Origin of the sequence: Paenibacillus sp. FSL K6-2859, from assembly GCF_038008265.1 — a bacterium.
GTDB classification, from domain to species: Bacteria; Bacillota; Bacilli; order Paenibacillales; family Paenibacillaceae; genus Paenibacillus_AQ; species Paenibacillus_AQ nitricinens.
Map to the genome: position 1 here is coordinate 3550399 of NZ_JBBOYU010000001.1, position 15431 is coordinate 3565829.

The 15431-nt window shown below is 41.5% G+C and carries 13 protein-coding genes; 11 read left to right on the top strand and 2 right to left on the bottom strand.

Going from position 1 to position 15431, the window contains the following annotated elements:
- Nucleotides 1-29 precede the first annotated feature (29 nt).
- The gene (locus MHB64_RS15645) at nucleotides 30-812 is read left to right on the top strand and encodes an ABC transporter ATP-binding protein (RefSeq protein ID WP_094868990.1); all 783 of its coding nucleotides are present in this window, start codon (nucleotides 30-32) and stop codon (nucleotides 810-812) included.
- Nucleotides 813-895: 83 nt separating this feature from the next.
- Here the strand turns inward: MHB64_RS15645 and MHB64_RS15650 are convergent, their stop codons facing one another.
- On the bottom strand, nucleotides 896-1774 hold the full coding sequence (locus MHB64_RS15650; RefSeq protein WP_341134815.1) for an AraC family transcriptional regulator: 879 nt from the start codon (nucleotides 1772-1774) through the stop codon (nucleotides 896-898).
- Nucleotides 1775-1937: 163 nt separating this feature from the next.
- Here MHB64_RS15650 and MHB64_RS15655 point away from each other — a divergent pair, with 163 nt between their 5' ends.
- The 7 genes from MHB64_RS15655 to MHB64_RS15685 all read left to right on the top strand — a co-directional run bounded on the left by MHB64_RS15655 (nucleotide 1938) and on the right by MHB64_RS15685 (nucleotide 10655).
- The gene (locus MHB64_RS15655; RefSeq protein WP_341134816.1) at nucleotides 1938-4601 is read left to right on the top strand and encodes a glycoside hydrolase family 78 protein; all 2664 of its coding nucleotides are present in this window, start codon (nucleotides 1938-1940) and stop codon (nucleotides 4599-4601) included.
- A gap of 149 nt (nucleotides 4602-4750) precedes the next feature.
- Complete coding sequence (locus MHB64_RS15660) at nucleotides 4751-5599, top strand: sialate O-acetylesterase (RefSeq protein WP_341134817.1); 849 nt, start codon at nucleotides 4751-4753, stop codon at nucleotides 5597-5599.
- Between the two features lie 38 nt (nucleotides 5600-5637).
- On the top strand, nucleotides 5638-6153 hold the full coding sequence (locus tag MHB64_RS15665; RefSeq protein ID WP_094868986.1) for a PadR family transcriptional regulator: 516 nt from the start codon (nucleotides 5638-5640) through the stop codon (nucleotides 6151-6153).
- 196 nt (nucleotides 6154-6349) lie between these two features.
- On the top strand, nucleotides 6350-7033 hold the full coding sequence (locus MHB64_RS15670; RefSeq protein WP_341134818.1) for a MarR family winged helix-turn-helix transcriptional regulator: 684 nt from the start codon (nucleotides 6350-6352) through the stop codon (nucleotides 7031-7033).
- A gap of 244 nt (nucleotides 7034-7277) precedes the next feature.
- Nucleotides 7278-8630 (top strand): MATE family efflux transporter, encoded by a 1353-nt coding sequence (locus tag MHB64_RS15675; protein WP_341134819.1) that lies wholly within the window; start codon nucleotides 7278-7280, stop codon nucleotides 8628-8630.
- 77 nt (nucleotides 8631-8707) lie between these two features.
- A complete protein-coding gene (locus tag MHB64_RS15680; protein ID WP_341134820.1) occupies nucleotides 8708-9586 on the top strand; it encodes a LysR family transcriptional regulator in 879 nt (292 codons plus the stop codon).
- A 169-nt stretch (nucleotides 9587-9755) separates the two neighbouring features.
- The gene (locus tag MHB64_RS15685; protein ID WP_094868982.1) at nucleotides 9756-10655 is read left to right on the top strand and encodes an NAD-dependent epimerase/dehydratase family protein; all 900 of its coding nucleotides are present in this window, start codon (nucleotides 9756-9758) and stop codon (nucleotides 10653-10655) included.
- A gap of 137 nt (nucleotides 10656-10792) precedes the next feature.
- Here the strand turns inward: MHB64_RS15685 and MHB64_RS15690 are convergent, their stop codons facing one another.
- Nucleotides 10793-11770, bottom strand: a complete 978-nt coding sequence (locus tag MHB64_RS15690; RefSeq protein ID WP_094868981.1) for a biotin--[acetyl-CoA-carboxylase] ligase — start codon at nucleotides 11768-11770, stop codon at nucleotides 10793-10795.
- A gap of 247 nt (nucleotides 11771-12017) precedes the next feature.
- Here MHB64_RS15690 and MHB64_RS15695 point away from each other — a divergent pair, with 247 nt between their 5' ends.
- The 3 genes from MHB64_RS15695 to MHB64_RS15705 all read left to right on the top strand — a co-directional run bounded on the left by MHB64_RS15695 (nucleotide 12018) and on the right by MHB64_RS15705 (nucleotide 15403).
- Nucleotides 12018-12569 (top strand): biotin transporter BioY, encoded by a 552-nt coding sequence (locus MHB64_RS15695; RefSeq protein ID WP_094868980.1) that lies wholly within the window; start codon nucleotides 12018-12020, stop codon nucleotides 12567-12569.
- A gap of 99 nt (nucleotides 12570-12668) precedes the next feature.
- Complete coding sequence (locus MHB64_RS15700) at nucleotides 12669-13838, top strand: FAD-dependent oxidoreductase (RefSeq protein ID WP_341134821.1); 1170 nt, start codon at nucleotides 12669-12671, stop codon at nucleotides 13836-13838.
- Between the two features lie 131 nt (nucleotides 13839-13969).
- Entirely contained in the window at nucleotides 13970-15403 is a 1434-nt protein-coding gene (locus MHB64_RS15705) for a helix-turn-helix domain-containing protein (protein ID WP_341134822.1), read from the top strand.
- The last annotated feature ends 28 nt before the right edge of the window (nucleotides 15404-15431 follow it).

The window sequence follows — 15431 nt, forward strand, 5'->3', positions numbered from 1 at the left end:
AGACATTCATGTAGAGGAGGAATTTGGGCATGATTATATCACTCAAAAATGTATCATGGCAACGTGATAAAACAATGATCTTACGCGATATGAATTGGGAAGTGAAACAAGGTCAACACTGGTGTATCGTCGGACTAAACGGTTCTGGCAAGACGACGATGCTGAACGTAGTGAACGGCTATATATGGCCGACGACTGGGCAAGTCGAAGTGCTAGACCACCGCTTTGGCGATGTGGATCTTAGAGAGTTACGGAAACGAATCGGTTGGGTCAGCACCTCGCTGCAACAGAAGCTATACGGCCACCAGACTGCACTGACTATCGTCCTCAGCGGAAAATTCGCAACTATCGGTTTATACGACAAGACGAATGAAGAGGATCAAAAGCAAGCCGAGGAGTTGATGGAATTTCTAGACTGCTTTTCCTTAGCTGCTCGTACATACGATACCTTGTCGCAAGGTCAGCGTCAGAAAGTCCTCATTGCACGCGCACTTATGGCCAATCCAGATCTATTAATTCTTGATGAGCCTTGCACAGGACTCGATATTTTTGCCCGGGAACAGCTGTTGCAAATGATTGAGAAGATTACGAAGCAACCCAGCGGACCAACTTTGCTGTATGTAACGCATCATATCGAGGAGATAACACCATGCTTTACGCATACTTTATTGGTGAAGAACGGAGAAATCTACAAAGGGGATGAGACAGACAATTGCTTGCAGTCAGATGTGTTGAGCGATTTCTTTGATACCCCCGTTGAAGTTCAGGAGCATCACAATCGCAAGTGGCTTACACTTGCCGGTGATAAGTAGGATACACTGCCTGATCATCTTATACGGTAACAAAAGCTGCCTAGCAAATGCTAGGCAGCTTTTGTTACCTTGGATGTTAGAAGCTACTTCTCACTTCGTATAGAATTACTATATTGTTTGGGACTCATTCCTATCTTTTTCTTAAATATTTGGTGAAAAAATTTAAGGTCAGCATATCCAACTGCAGAGGCAATTTCACTTACACTTCTATGACCTCCCGAAAGCATACGACACGCAGCATCCATTCGAATACTTTGCATATAATCTGTAAAGTTCATTCCAGTCTGATGCTGAAAAAGGCGGCTGAATTGCCGTTCACTAAGGTTCGCTTTATTAGCAAGATCGCCAAGTTTAAGCCCATTGGCATAGTTATAAGTTATAAATGCAATCGCTTCATCTACTGCCATCCATTGCGGCTTAGCCCCTGCTGGCGCAACATTCTGCAACCGATGTCTAAACAAGCCTGTTAATATTTGTACGACTAGAGCATCGAGGACAGCTAGATATCCTGGCGGTTTCGCTGAGAATTCACGAAACAGTTCACGGAACATAATATGGTATGCGCCATTGACATCTTTCATAGAGAACCATTGCAATTGCATGTCTGTGAAAAATTCACAAATATCTGTGGTGTGAGGAAAGGTAGCCTGAAGTTCTGATAAATACTTTACTGGAAATAAACAGTTATAAACGATGAGCGGGCGGGTTTTCATCGAGGTCTTAGGTCGAAATACATGACTGCGCCCAACAGGTATATAAAATAACGTACCGTGCTCGACAGGAACAACCTCATCGTCAATATAGTGAACCCCTGCTCCTTCACTGATATAAGTAATTTCGATAAACTCATGGGAATGCGCATTCAATTCGAACGTTTCATAAGCCCTGTTCACATAAATTGGCACACCAGGCTCGAAAAAGCTATCTCCAGACATGACAAAAGTGCTGCGTCTGATACTCATAATCGTGGCCCCTTTCAAATTGCTAAGGCTAGACATATCGTACGAAACTAATGAATGAATGTCTAGATCCACCTATAAAAATGTCTGAACTACCCCCAATTCTATTCTCTCTCAACTCATACAATAGAAATAGCTGCCGTATGAATATGGGAGGTAAATACAAATGTCCAATTTTGAAGTTTCAAATCTAAAAGTGAACTATAGAAAGAATCCGTTGGGAATTGATGATTTATACCCGCGGCTTAGTTGGTGGATCATTACAGAAATAAGGGGATTTATCCAATCTGCCTTTCAAGTTCAAGTCGCAAATGATCACAAATTCTTTTCAGAAATCATATGGGATTCTGAAAAGGCAGAGTCGGATAGCAATGTGCATATTGAATACGAAGGTCCCGCCTTACAGTCACGCACACGGTATTACTTTAGGGTTCGAGCTTGGGACAATCAAGGGATGGTTTCGGAATGGAGCAAACCTGCGTATTGGGAAACGGCATTGTTATCGGTAGATGAGTGGCAGGCAAAATGGATAGCAGCACCTCCGAGTCAACAAGAGAATGGGGCAGATCCTTGCGACTATATTCGTACGGAATTTTCAATCCCTGATAATGTTGTATCAGCGCGTGTGTATGCAACGTCTCTTGGGATGTACCGCCTATATATAAATGGTATACCAGCAGATAATACGTTATTTAACCCTGGTTGGACCAGTTATAATAAACGGCTTCAGTATCAGACCTATGACGTGACTTCTTTGGTTGCTGCTGGTAATAACGCTCTTGGTTGCATAGTGGGAAACGGGTGGTATAAAGGATATTTAGCTTGGGAAGGGAAGAAAGACATCTTTGGTGAAGATCGTGCTGTGCTTATCCAGCTACACATCACCTTATCCGATGGTTCTGAACAAATCATTATATCGGATGACAACTGGCGTACTTCTACAGGTCCACTTTTGATGTCGGAGTTGTATCATGGCGAAACGTATGATGCGAGGCTCGAGGTAGAAGGTTGGTCTTCTCCCGGTTATGAAGATGTAAAGTGGGAAAGGACTATTCTCAAGGACCGTCCAGACACTTCATTAATTGCTCAGGAAAACGAACCGACCAGGATTATAGAAACCATCAAGCCTATCGCAGTCATTACTACACCTAAAGGCGAACACGTGCTGGATATGGGACAAAATATGGTTGGATGGGTAAGATTTACGGTTCATGCAGAGGCTGGAACGATAATCACTTTAGAACATGCTGAGGTGTTGGACCTCGAAGGGAACTTCTACACCGGAAATTTACGATCTGCAAAGCAGACTGTTACTTATATATGCCATGGCGGGGAGGTAGAAACGTTTGAACCGTATTTATCCTTCCAAGGATTCCGTTATGTAAAAGTGACAGGCAGCATACCGCTAGATCAATTATTGGAACAATTCATCGGCTGCGTCATCCATACGGACTTGGAGCAAACGGGGAATTTCAACTGTTCAGATGAACTCTTGAATCAGCTTCAACACAACATCTTATGGGGACAAAAGGGGAATTTTCTAGATATCCCGACAGATTGCCCTCAACGGGACGAAAGATTGGGATGGACGGGGGATGCTCAAGTCTTTATTCGCACATCTGCCTTCAACATGAATGTCGTCCCGTTCTTTGAAAAGTGGCTAAAGGATTTGGCCGCGGATCAGGAAGAGAACGGAAGAGTTCCTCATGTTATTCCCGATGTGCCAGCGGCAGGATATGGCTCTGCTGCTTGGGGAGACGCCGCAGTAATTTGTCCTTGGACGCTTTATCAATGTTATGGAGACAGCCGTGTGTTGAAAACGCAATATCCCAGTATGAAAGCATGGGTCGAGTATATTCGGGTGCAAGGTGAAGACGAAAATCTATGGAATACAGGTTTTCACTTCGGAGATTGGTTAGGTCTGGATGCAAAAGAAAACAGCTACGTCGGAGCAACACCCAAAGAGTTGATCGCTACCGCGTTCTATGCTTATTCAACGGAATTGCTAGCTAAGACAGCGGCTGTCATTGGAAAACCCCAAGATGCCTTAAAATATGAAGCATTGCATGAGAAGATTGTTCTGGCATTTCGTCAAGAGTTCGTAACACCAAATGGTCGGGTAGCCTCACCGACACAAACTGCGTATACAATTGCCCTTATGTTTGACTTATTAGAGGAAAAGGATCGTCATCGAACGGCCAAGATGCTAGCCGACCACATCGAAGAAAATGGAGTGCACCTAACGACCGGCTTTGTGGGCACTCCCTATTTGTGTCTAGTCCTCTCTAGATTCGGTTATACGGATGTAGCCTACCAATTGGTACTGCAGAAAGAGTATCCTTCCTGGTTATATTCTGTAATCCAAGGGGCGACAACCATTTGGGAACATTGGGATGGAATAAAACAGGACGGTTCGTTCTGGAGCGATGATATGAACTCCTATAACCATTATGCTTACGGCGCTATTGGAGATTGGCTCTATCGCACTGCCGGTGGCATCGAACTATTAGAACCAGGCTATAAAAAAATACGGATCCAGCCGCAGATCGGGGAACATTTGACATGGGTTGATGCTTCGCTTGAATCTGTCTATGGAACGATCAAGGTAACTTGGAAAAAACAGAACGAAGATTCAGTAGAAATGCATGTGCTGATTCCATCCAATACAACAGCTGAGATTATTATTCCAACGATGAAGCAGGACAGTATTTTGGAGTCTGGGACACCAATAGAACAAGTCATAAGTCTATCCAGAGTGGAACAAATTTCAGAAGGGCAAAAACTAATGGTTGGATCCGGGGATTATCACTTTACGTTTTCTATTAGTTAAAGTTTGTATATGGAAGAGGATTAGTCTTGATTCTTCTTCATTAGCTGATACTGAAGATTTCTATATCATTGGGGGTTAGTTGACATTTAGTCTAATTAGACTAATAATATAAACAGTCTAATTAGACTATTGAAGAGAGGATGAGAATAATGATCAAATCATTTCTAATGATTGGACAGTCAAATATGGCTGGACGAGGATTTATACATGAAGTACCCCCAATTTATAACGAGAGAATCCAAATGCTACGTAATGGTAGATGGCAAATGATGGCTGAACCTATTAATTATGACCGTCCTGTTTCAGGAATAAGTCTGGCTGGATCATTTGCGGATGCATGGTGTCGTGAAAATGAAGAAGACATCATTGGCTTAATTCCTTGTGCTGAGGGTGGGAGCAGCATTGATGAATGGGCTGTAGATGGGGCGCTTTTTAAACATGCATTACAAGAAACTAAATTTGCTATGCAAAATAGTGAATTATCAGGGGTTTTATGGCATCAAGGAGAAAGTGATAGTAGTAATGGCAACTACAAAGTCTATTATCAGAAATTACTTTTAATATTTACGGCGCTTAGAAAAGAGTTAGATGCTCCAAATTTTCCATTTATAATGGGTGGCCTAGGGGATTTTTTAGGCAAAGAAGGGTTCGGGAAACATTGTACTGAATATGAGTTGATGAATCAAGAGTTACAAAAATATGCTTTTGAACAAGATGATTGTTACTTTGTTACAGCTTCAGGTTTAACTTCTAATCCGGATGGTATTCATATCGATGCAATATCTCAAAGAAAATTTGGATTGCGATATTTTGAAGCCTTTATTAATAAGCAACATGTACTTGAGCCACTAATTAATGAACATGAGTTGTTAAGTCGCCATAATGCAAGAATACACACTAAAGCGGAAAAAATGTATATATTGAGCATGGATTTTGCATTAGGAAAAATATCATTTGATGAATTTCAAGCCCAGTTTGTACAAATCAACAATGAGTAAAATACAATACCTAGTAGCATTTTGACGGAGGCGCTGAGTTGATAATATTGCTAATTTTAGGATTATTAAAACAAAATCCAGGGGCTCACGGTTATGAATTGTTATCCTTAATGGAAGAAAAACACTATAAATATATAGTGAATTTCACCAAAGGGTCTTTTTATTATAATCTTGGGCAATTAGTAGAGAAAAAGTATATTGTAAAAGTTGACCAAAGAGACAACACCAGAGAGACGCATAATTATAACATCACTGAATTAGGGGAAAAAGAGTTTGAAAAGTTGATGTTCAAATATGGGTCTAAGACAGACTATATAAACCTATCTTTTTATGTAGCCATGTTATTTTCAGATGAATATAAAAAAGAAGAGCTAACTAAATTAATAGAAATACAAATTGAACAAACTAAGAATAAGATATCTTTAATACAGCTATCTCTTGAGAACGATGAAAATATCACTGCTTATTTTAAAAAAATGTTAGAAAATTCACTTTCCCACCATATAGTAAATGTTCAATGGTTTGAAGGATTGCTTGAAGATATAAAAAAGTGAAAACTGATCACTAAATAGTCCTATAAGAAACCCGCGCTCCGTGTGGGTTCTTTATTTTGTTTGCAAGTTTTTTAGACAAGGCTCCGGTAACAATCAGCAACATACTAACGGTACCTGTAAAAAACATTTTGACATATCTAACAGGTACCGTCACAAAGATTAACAGGTACCATAAAAACTTTATGGAGGACCCAATATGGACATGAATACTGAATTATATGAAAAACTCGCGAAACTGCAATGGCTGCTGCAACGACAACACTTAAAAACACACGCTGCTGTGGGCCCTATGGCCGACACATCCCGCGGGCAAGGCAGGATACTGGCATTTCTCCGGATGAAAGATGGTATCAGCACCAAAGATTTATCCTATATGCTGGACATCCGTGTATCATCCCTCAATGAATTGCTTGCAAAATTGGAGAAAGCTGAATATATCACCCGTAAGCCATCAGAAACAGACAAACGCATCATGTTGATTTACCTAACCCAAAAAGGACAAGAGGAAGAGGGGCAAGAGATAGACAGTGTCAACATATTTTCTAGCCTATCTTCAGAAGAGCAGGTTGCTTTCGGGGATTACTTAACCCGCGTAATTATGGCTTTAGAAGAAGAGCTTGGAACGGACGGAGAACGTGATGTAATGGCAATGTGGATGGAGGCCGCAAAGGAGCGTATGGGTACAGAGGAATTCGAAAAATTAATGGCCATGCGTGGACAAATGCAAAGAATGTGGGGGAATTCTAGGGACGAACGCTTTAGCGGAAGGTTCCCTGGCTTTGGCGGGGAAGGGCATCGAGACATGCGCGGATTCGGCTGGCCTTCCAGAGATGGCAGAAATTCATCACCAGACAAGTCACCTGATCCGGACGATAAGTAAGCAGAGTCTTTTTCACAAACAGTAGCAGGGGCTTAGCCTTTCACAAGAGAAAGATGAACGGCAAAGGCAGCATAATGACGTACTTTCTTGGATACTTAATAACAGTCCAATTTCGCACACCAACCCTGTAAAGTTGTTGTTACGGTATGGGGTTGGTTGTTGCTGCGTCATGGTTCATATTTAATTAATAGTTAGAATTCTAAGTAATTTAAATACCCAATATATGAAGAAAGTGGTGACCCACATGGACGCAGAAAACCTCCATTACTTTGAAAAAGCACCTATCGCAAAAGCCGTTGCTCACTTCGGTATACCGATGATGTTAGGCATGTCAATGAGTGTCATATATTCCATATTGAATGCCTATTTCCTTGGCACACTGGGCAATACGGCTATGTTAACCGCACTTGCACTAACCTTGCCGTTATTCGCGATCATTATGGCGCTAGGAAACTTGATTGGCATGGGCAGTGGTACATTCATCTCCCGCTTGCTAGGGGAGAAAAAATATGATGATGTAAAGCATGTATCTTCATTCGCTTTTTACAGCAGTTTAGTAATCGGTCTTATCGTGATGGCTGTTGGCCTCCCGTTGATTGATCCAATAGTTCATGGCCTGGGAGCGACGCCCGACTCCTTCGGATTTACAAAGGACTATGTAACGATTATGCTTATCGGCTCACCATTCGTTGTATTATGCTTCACACTTGAGAATATCGTGCGCTCGGAAGGTTCAGCAATCATATCGATGATCGGGATGATTCTAAGTGTCGTCGTGAATATTATTCTTGATGCGCTAGTTATCTTCGTCTTCCATTGGGACGTGATTGGTGTTGCGACGGCTACGGTCATCTCTAACTTGGTTGCTAGCGCATTCTACGCCTACCATTTGGGTTATAAAAGCCCATTCTTAACTATCTCTTTAAAATGGTTCAAAGCTACCAAGGAAATACTGAGCAATGTATTCAAAATCGGAGTTCCCGTCTTTATTATGAGTATCTTCTTGGGTGCAATGTCACTCGTATTGAACCATTTCCTTGTCGAATATGGAGATCAAGCCATAGCCGGCTTCGGAATTTCATCACGTTTATTGCAATTACCTGAGTGCATTCTGATGGGTTTATGCGAGGGTGTCGTACCGCTCATTGCCTTCTCTTTTACAGCGAATAAATTACGCATGAAGCATACCATCGGATTCACGATCAAAGCGATAATTGCTTTAGCTGTCGTGTTCGGCGTTATCGTCTATCTGATTTCCGACCACTTAATTGGCTTATTTACGAATGACCTGCAATTAATTGAAATGGGCAGCTATATTCTGCATGTGACATTCTTATCGTTGTTCATTACAGGAATGACTTCGTTGTTTACCGGGATCTTCCAAGCTACAGCGCAAGGAACTGCTGCGTTTATAATGTCAATTATTCAAGGGGTTACTCTGATCCCTGTGTTGTATATAGCCAATCGAATGAATGGTTTCCATGGTGTGATCTGGTCGCTCGTCATTTCGGATGCCGTTGCCTTCCTTGTTGGTGCCATCATGCTGTATGTTCTTCGGAACAAGATGCAGCCAGATTTAGATGCTTTAGCACAGTAGAATACAGAGTCTTATGTTGATATATTAAGTTCATCTTCTAATATAAAATTTTACAGTATAAAGGTGGAGCCTAGAGTATGGTTGATTTTGAATGGTATAGAAGCTTTTGCACAATATATAAGTATCAATCGATTTCTGAAGCCGCAAAAACCCGCATGATGACGCAGCCAGCCATGAGTCAGCACTTAGCCGCCTTGGAGGCGGAGGTGGGTGAAACTTTATTTATTCGGTCGACTAGAAAAATCACAGCAACAGAGCGGGGAAAGGAGTTATATTCCCAGCTCGCTCCACTTATAGAATCATTAGAGAATACGACAATGAGCTTTAAATCGGCTTCTTTGCCAACGCTGAGTGTAATCAAGCTGGGAGCGGCGCATGAGTTTTTTAGTGAAAAAATACTGCCACGGCTGCCTGAATTTAATCCTTGTACCATTTCGCATTTTGGAACCGCCGAGCAATTGCTAGAGCTCCTGAAGGAAGACAAGCTAGACATTCTCATTATGTCAAAAAAGTTCCAAACTCCCGGTGTCGAGTATTTGAAATTGATGGATGAAGAGTTTGTTATAGTAGCTCCAAGTGATTGTGAAATCCTTGAATTTGATAATCTAAAGCTTGAAGAGCAATGGCTCTCTCAACAGAAATGGATCAGCTATGGCTTGGAATTGCCGATAATAAGAAGAATTTGGAGAGAACATTTTAAGAAACGTCCTGAAATTAGACCTATTCATATCATTCCTAATTTACACATGATCCTGAAGGCAGTTGAGCTCGGGGTGGGCATGAGCATCATACCTACATACCTCTTGCAAAATTCATTAGAAGAAGGCAAATCAAAAGTTATTTTTAAGCATTTAAAAGTAGTAAACGAGTTATATATCGCTTATCAGTTAAAGAATAAGCATTTGCCTCTGATTCATGAGATCATATCTGTCCTTAGGGAAAAGAAAATGGATTAGCTAGTATTATTTATAAATTTTTTTATTAATAAGTGGAAATTTCATAATTTGTTTTATCTATGTTTTGGAGTTTACAATAAAGAAGCAGCAAAATTATTAAATAATTGAGACTGGCACCACACTTTGTCGAATGGACAAGAATTAACATCATAGATGTGGAGGGAATATTATGAAAGTATTTATCACAGGAGCTTCAGGCTATATCGGCGGGTCGGTGGCAAAAGGTTTACTTGATGCCGGACATACTGTCTTTGGTCTGGTTCGCAATCCCGATAAGGTGGAAGCATTAAGGGATATTGGTATAGAGTCTATACTCGGCACGTTGGAAGATACGGATACGCTAACGAAATATGCTAAGCTCAGCGATGCAGTAATTCACACAGCCGATTCAGATCATTTGCTAGCAGTTGAAACTTTTATAGCTGCTCTACGTGGAAGTGGAAAACCATTTTTGCATACATCGGGTTCAAGTGTGGTTGGAGATGATGCCCGTGGCGAAACGGCGAGCGAACATATTTTTGACGAGGAAACACCATTTGTGCCTATGGATATTAGAGAAAACCGCGTAGCGATAAACAACCTCGTACGCAAGGCTGGAATTGAGGATTGGGTGAGAAGCATCGTGATAGTCCCCTCTATGATTTATGGTGATGCACTAGCTTTGCCTGTGGAAAGCGATCAATTGCCGCAAATTATTCGCAAGTCGAGAGAGCTGCAGGCAGGCGTTCACGTAGGTAAAGGCGTAAATCGCTGGTCTAATGTCCACATCAAAGATTTGGTACAACTGTATGTATTGGCACTTGAAAAAGCACCGTCTGCATCGTATTTCTTTGCCGAAAATGGGGAGGTATCTTATGGGGATATCGCCAAATCTGTCAGCGAAGCGTTAGGCTTTGGAGGCAAGACCATAAGCTGGCCCGCAGACAAAGCGATAGCAGAACTTGGAGACTGGGCGCGTTTTGCTATCGCTTCGAACAGCCGTGTACGTGCTACCCATGCAAGAAATCTACTCGGTTGGGCTCCGAAGGAAGAGTCGCTGCTTAGCTGGATAAAAAATAATTTGCAATAAGAAACCACTGAAAAATGATTCCTCCATGTTTGAATTTGACGATTACCACGAGTAACATATACGCAAAAGAAGCCATCTTGTAGGTGGCTTCTTTTGCGAAAACGTCATAAGCTAGCCTATCTTAAAAAGAACGACAGCTAAATTTTAACGCTGACTTCTCCATTTGAAAGATATTCCTCGTCACCATTTTCATATCTGACTTTCAGATGGCAATCGTTATCGATATCAATAGCTGTTGCCTTAAGCTGTTCATTATTCTTTATCACTGTTACGGGTTTGCCAAGTGAAATTAACCTTTTTCTATATTCGGAAAGAAACAATCTGTCCGTTAATTGCTCATAATATCCCATAAAATTGTTCAGTACTTCTGCTACCAGTCGGTTGCGGAGATCACCATAAGAATTGTTTTCAGAAATTACAGTTGTTGCAATCTCGGTAAGGTCGTTAGGAAAGCCGTCGGACGGTAGCGCTACATTGATACCAATGCCAAGAACGGCATAATCAAGCCAGCTGTTTTCCAGTGACACGGATGCTTCAGTAAGAATCCCGCACACCTTTTTACCTTCCATGAAGACATCATTCACCCATTTAATCTGTGTTTCTTTACCGGATACACTCTCGATAGAAAGGGCAACAGCAACAGCGGCGCAAGTGGTTAGCAGAGCGGAATCTGTTGCTGACAGCTTGGGACGCAGCAGGATACTCATATAGATCCCCGTTCCCGGTGGAGAAAAGAATTTTCGGCCCATTCTCCCTCGCCCAGCGGTCTGTTCTTCGGAAAGGATCACCTTACCCTCAGCTTCTCCATTTGAGGCAAGGCTTTTCACGGCTTCATTCGTTGAAGATAGTGTCTTAAAGACTTCTACACGTAACTTTTGCCCCTGGGTATCCAGATATTTTGAAATTGCACTGGCAGATAGGATGTCTGTTTGAGGTGACATGGAATATCCTTTATTAGTTACAGCTTGTATGGAATATCCGTCTGTCTGTAACGATTTTATGGCTTTCCAGACAGCACTGCGCGTCACGGATAACTGAACGGCTATTTCCTCGCCGGAAAAGTATTCACCCTTATTACTGTCGAGCAAGGCAAGAATATGTTCTTTTACTGTCATGAACTTAAACCTCCAAAAGTATAACTCTCCGACCAAAACCCATTGAATATATTAACATCCAACGATTGCGACTGAATACTCTAATTCTATATAACAATTGGAAAAACTCAAGCTTGGTATTTAATTCTATTGTGAACTATAAATTAAATTTAGGTTTACAATCATGAATATCTCCATTATAATTCAGCTTACTGGACGTATTTACTAACCAGAATACAATTATTTATATCCAATGGAGGTCAATTTTTTGAAGACAAAAGAACTTATTTATGCTGCATTATTCGCAGCACTTATCGCGGTGCTGGGCATGATTCCACCCATTCCCCTCGGTTTCATTCCCGTTCCGATCACTGCCCAGACGCTTGGCGTCATGTTAGCTGGATGCTTTCTGGGAAAACGGATGGGCGCCCTCAGTCTAGTCATTTTCATCATTCTGGTAGCCATTGGACTACCTGTACTGACTGGTGGCCGCGGCGGAATCGCGGTGCTCATTGGTCCTTCTGCTGGATACATATTTAGCTTCCCGATCGCGGCCGGTCTTATCGGCTGGTATTCTGAAAAAATCTGGCCGAAGGTTCGAACTTGGAAGCTGATAGTAATCAACCTGATCTTTGGTGTATTACTAGTGAGTCTGATTGGCGCCCCTATCATGGCATTGATAACAAATACGTCGATATGGGCCGGTCTTGTCGGAGCATTGGCCTTTCTTCCGGGAGACATCATCAAAGCCGTTATTGCAGCCGTTATAACGATGCAGCTGAGAGCAATTAGCCCTATTGAAGAAAAAGCGCAGATGTGATGAAACCTTTGCGCCATTCTCGTTTAAATTCAGTTTAATTAGCCGCACTACTATATCTGTGTAAGGAACAGACAACATACATGGATATAGGAGATGGTTATGGTGACAGCAAATAAAACCAAAAAACGAATTGCTATTATCGGTGGAGGTCCAGGTGGACTTACTTTAGCTTTAATTTTGCAAAGACATGGCATTGCAGTAACGATTTATGAACGAGAATTACAGGATGTCAACGCCCAGCGCGGAGGATCACTCGACATTCATGAGGATTCCGGCCAGATAGCTCTGAAGGAAGCAGGATTGCTTGAGCAATTCCAGGCGATTGCGCGCTACGAAGGAGAAGATTTTCGCTTGTTTGATAAAAGCGGCAAGATCTATATGGACGAAAGAGCAGAGGAGGGAGAACAAGGTGGCCGTCCGGAGATCGATCGTGGAACGTTAAGCGACCTACTGCTGAATGCGTTGCAGCCTGATACGATTCGCTACGGTTACAAGCTGACGGAGGCAGTGGCTCTGGAAGGCGGCCAGCATGAGCTTCATTTTGACAACTGCGTGAAGGAGACAGTGGATCTAGTAATTGGTGCTGATGGAGCTTTCTCTAAACTGCGCCCGCTGTTAACGGATGCCAAGGTTTCTTATTCCGGGTTAACAATGATAGAGCTGCAAGTGGATTCCAAGGTATATCCTGATCAGGCATCCTTTAACGCGAGGGGCAAGGTGTTTGGGCTGGGCGATCATAGAGGTATACTTGCACAGCTAAACGGGGACGGTAAGATCAAAGTCGCCTTAACCTTCACGGCCGAGCAAAACTGGATGGATACATGCGGTATCCCTTTTGATCAACCAAAGGAAGCGAAAGAACAGCTGCTCGCGTATTTCGAAGATTGGGCGGAGCCGCTTCAGAACTATATCCGAAAGTCAGAGGATAATATTCTGCTAAGACGGATCTATACGCTGCCGGTCGGGCTTAAGTGGGATCATAAGCCGGGGATTACGCTCATTGGTGACGCTGCACATCTAATGTCACCGTTTGCAGGTGAAGGTGTTAACCTGGCAATGCACGATGCAGCTGAACTTGCACTTGCTATCATCCATCATGATGATTTCGATAAGGCTATTCAAGCTTACGAAGAGAAAATGTATGAGTATTCTTCGTCGTCTGCGAAGGTTTCAGATGATAACCTGAAGCTGATGTTCTCAGACAATGCCGCAATGAAGCTTAAAGCTACGTTTGATGAGCTGTTTGCACAGTTTGCTCAACAAGAATAATTTCATTAATCATATTTTTAAAACTCGGGTAAATGAAACCCGAGTTTTTTTATTGAAAAATATTAGGGTTATAGATGTGAATTTGTTTATACTATAAAAATTAAAATGAAATTGAAATAGGGTGGATAACCATGGATAAGGGATTTAATTTAGCCAGCCAACTATTAACGCTGCTTGATACGGAACAAAGATGGTATACCTTAGCCGAAGTGGAAAAAAGTTTAGGGATCTCAGATAAGACAATACGGAAGATGGTGGAGGAAATCAGCATGCAACTACCCTCTACTGTAACCATTGAAGTGTCTAGAGGAAAGGGAATTATTCTTCGACGTGATGGGCGAAGTACGATTAGTGAAGTGATTTCTTCTATGTTCAGACAAACCATTTTTTATCGGCTGATGAATTTATTGTTTACGAATGCTGGTCGAATGTCTGTGGAGGAGCTTTCTGAAGCCATGTTTATGAGTACCTCATCTTTGAAGAAGCTGATTGTGGAATTAAATAATAATGATCTAAAAGCGTATAAGCTACGCATTAGTTACTCTACACCTGCGATCAAAGGGAATGAAATGAATATTCGATATTTTTATTGGAATTTATATTGTGATGCGTATGAGTTTACAGGATGGCCCTTTGTGAATCTCGATTTTGCCTATATAAATCAGTTGATCACAAATATAGAAAATGAGAATAACATAGTATATTTTATCAATTCCAAAAGGAAATTGTCCTTTTTGTTGGCAATTGTAATAGAAAGAGCTGCTAAAGGAACTTGTGTAACAATCGAAGAAAATGCTTACCCATGGAAACAGGGGATGTTTTATATACCAGTGAAAGCCATAGCAGAGCGTCTTGAAGAAAAGCTGTCCATCAAATTTCCAAAGAGTGAAATATTCTTTATGCAATCCATGGTTAGTCTCAGCCAATATCATTATTATGAGGGGTCAGAGATCACTCCGATTAAAGAAGTCGAATTACATAAGGATAAAGAAGAATATCAAATGGGGAATCTGCTTCTCCTGTTGTTGGCAAAGGTATACCCGAACTTGGATATGCATGAACGATTTATCTTGGAGATTTACGGGTTCTTTGACAAGCTGTTAATCGAAAATGCCATTCCGGAATGGATGATGATTTCTAAAAGTCATTTAACAACGTATGTCGAACAGGAGTGCCAGCAGATATATCAAGAAATGCAAACCTGTATGCAAACGTGGAATAAAAATTACCCATCCGTTCTCTTCAATAATTTCCATTTAACAAAACTAACCTTAATTGTTCGTTCGAGTTTACGTTATACAAGTAAGAGGGCTTTCTTAGTGATCGGGGAGGAATTTTCAATTCGTCATTACATAGCAGATTTGATAAAGAAGGAAATAGGAGATCAGTTGATCCTTAATACTTCCATTATGAAAGGGCTAACCGACGAGATCATGCAGCAAAATAATATTGATCTTGTCATTAGTAATATCCCGGTTGCACTAAAGACCGTGCCTGTTGTTATTATTTCTACGATCCCCTCTAAAAGAGATTTGGACAATATTCGTAAAGAATTGCTTTTATAATTTGACCAATTATTTTCCGTTAGCTACG

What these genes read in the sequence shown, in the direction of transcription:
- MHB64_RS15685 (WP_094868982.1), top strand. Translation starts at nt 9,756, where the DNA reads ATGAAAGTATTTATCACAGGAGCTTCAGGCTATATCGGCGGGTCGGTG.
- MHB64_RS15705 (WP_341134822.1), top strand. Translation starts at nt 13,970, where the DNA reads ATGGATAAGGGATTTAATTTAGCCAGCCAACTATTAACGCTGCTTGAT.
- MHB64_RS15670 (WP_341134818.1), top strand. Translation starts at nt 6,350, where the DNA reads ATGGACATGAATACTGAATTATATGAAAAACTCGCGAAACTGCAATGG.
- MHB64_RS15660 (WP_341134817.1), top strand. Translation starts at nt 4,751, where the DNA reads ATGATCAAATCATTTCTAATGATTGGACAGTCAAATATGGCTGGACGA.
- MHB64_RS15675 (WP_341134819.1), top strand. Translation starts at nt 7,278, where the DNA reads ATGGACGCAGAAAACCTCCATTACTTTGAAAAAGCACCTATCGCAAAA.
- MHB64_RS15700 (WP_341134821.1), top strand. Translation starts at nt 12,669, where the DNA reads ATGGTGACAGCAAATAAAACCAAAAAACGAATTGCTATTATCGGTGGA.
- MHB64_RS15655 (WP_341134816.1), top strand. Translation starts at nt 1,938, where the DNA reads ATGTCCAATTTTGAAGTTTCAAATCTAAAAGTGAACTATAGAAAGAAT.
- MHB64_RS15690 (WP_094868981.1), bottom strand. Translation starts at nt 11,770, where the DNA reads ATGACAGTAAAAGAACATATTCTTGCCTTGCTCGACAGTAATAAGGGT.
- MHB64_RS15645 (WP_094868990.1), top strand. Translation starts at nt 30, where the DNA reads ATGATTATATCACTCAAAAATGTATCATGGCAACGTGATAAAACAATG.
- MHB64_RS15680 (WP_341134820.1), top strand. Translation starts at nt 8,708, where the DNA reads ATGGTTGATTTTGAATGGTATAGAAGCTTTTGCACAATATATAAGTAT.
- MHB64_RS15650 (WP_341134815.1), bottom strand. Translation starts at nt 1,774, where the DNA reads ATGAGTATCAGACGCAGCACTTTTGTCATGTCTGGAGATAGCTTTTTC.